This is a genomic window from Mycobacterium sp. 1245499.0 (genome assembly GCF_001673615.1).
In the GTDB taxonomy this organism is placed as follows: Bacteria; Actinomycetota; Actinomycetes; order Mycobacteriales; family Mycobacteriaceae; genus Mycobacterium; species Mycobacterium europaeum_A.
The window spans coordinates 1-941 of record NZ_LZMG01000174.1; the positions used below are offsets into that span (position 1 = coordinate 1).

1 protein-coding gene is annotated in these 941 nt (G+C 71.8%); it reads left to right on the forward strand.

From position 1 onward, the window contains the following. A partial coding sequence (locus A5646_RS09710) for a condensation domain-containing protein (RefSeq protein WP_156765568.1) occupies window positions 1–941 on the forward strand: 941 nt, incomplete at both ends.

Sequence of the window (941 nt, forward strand, 5' to 3'; positions counted from 1 at the left end):
CCGCGCGGTCAGCGAACTGGCTCGCGCCGGCCACACCACCGTCAGCACCGTGCTGCAAGCCGGGTGGGCGCAGCTGCTGGCCTGGCTGACCGGCCAGCACGACGTCGCCTTCGGCACCACCGTGTCGGGCCGGCCGGCCGAGGTGCTCGGCGCCGAATCGATGGTGGGTCTGATGATCAACACCGTCCCGGTGCGCGCCAACATGACGGCGTCGACCACCACCACCGAGCTGCTCGACCAGATGCAGCGCGCCCACGCCGACACGCTGGACCACCAGCACCTGGCGTTGCACGAGATCCACCGGCTCACCGGACACGAGCAGCTCTTCGACACCCTGTTCGCCTACGAGAACTATCCGCTGGACACCTCCGCGATGGCCGTCGACCACGAACTGGCGATCGCCGACGTCAACATGTTCGAGCGCAACCACTACCCGCTGACGATGCAGGCCGCCCTGTCCGGCCAGGAACTCGGCCTGCGGGTGGAGTACGACACCGGCATCTTCGACACCCAGACCATCGACGCGCTGCGCGACCGGCTGGAGCGGGTGCTGCTCGCGATGGCCGCCGACCCGGGCCGGCCACTGTCGTCGGTCGATCTGCTCGGCGCGCCCGAGCGCACCCGCCTGGACGAGATCGGCAACCGGGCGGTGTTGACCCGGCCGCTGCCCGCGCTGCCGTCGATTCCCGCCTTGTTCGACGCGCAGGTCGCCGACCGGCCCGACGCGGCGGCGATCAGCTGGGGCAGCACGTCGATGACCTACCGGGAACTCGACGAGGCCGCCACCAGGCTGGCGCGCCTGCTCGCCGAGCAGGGCGCGGGGCCGGGAGAGTCGGTGGCGGTGCTGTTCTCGCGGTCGGTGCGGGCGATCGTGGCCATCCTGGCGGTGCTCAAGACCGGGGCGGCGTACCTGCCGATCGACCCGGCCGCGCCGGGCGCCC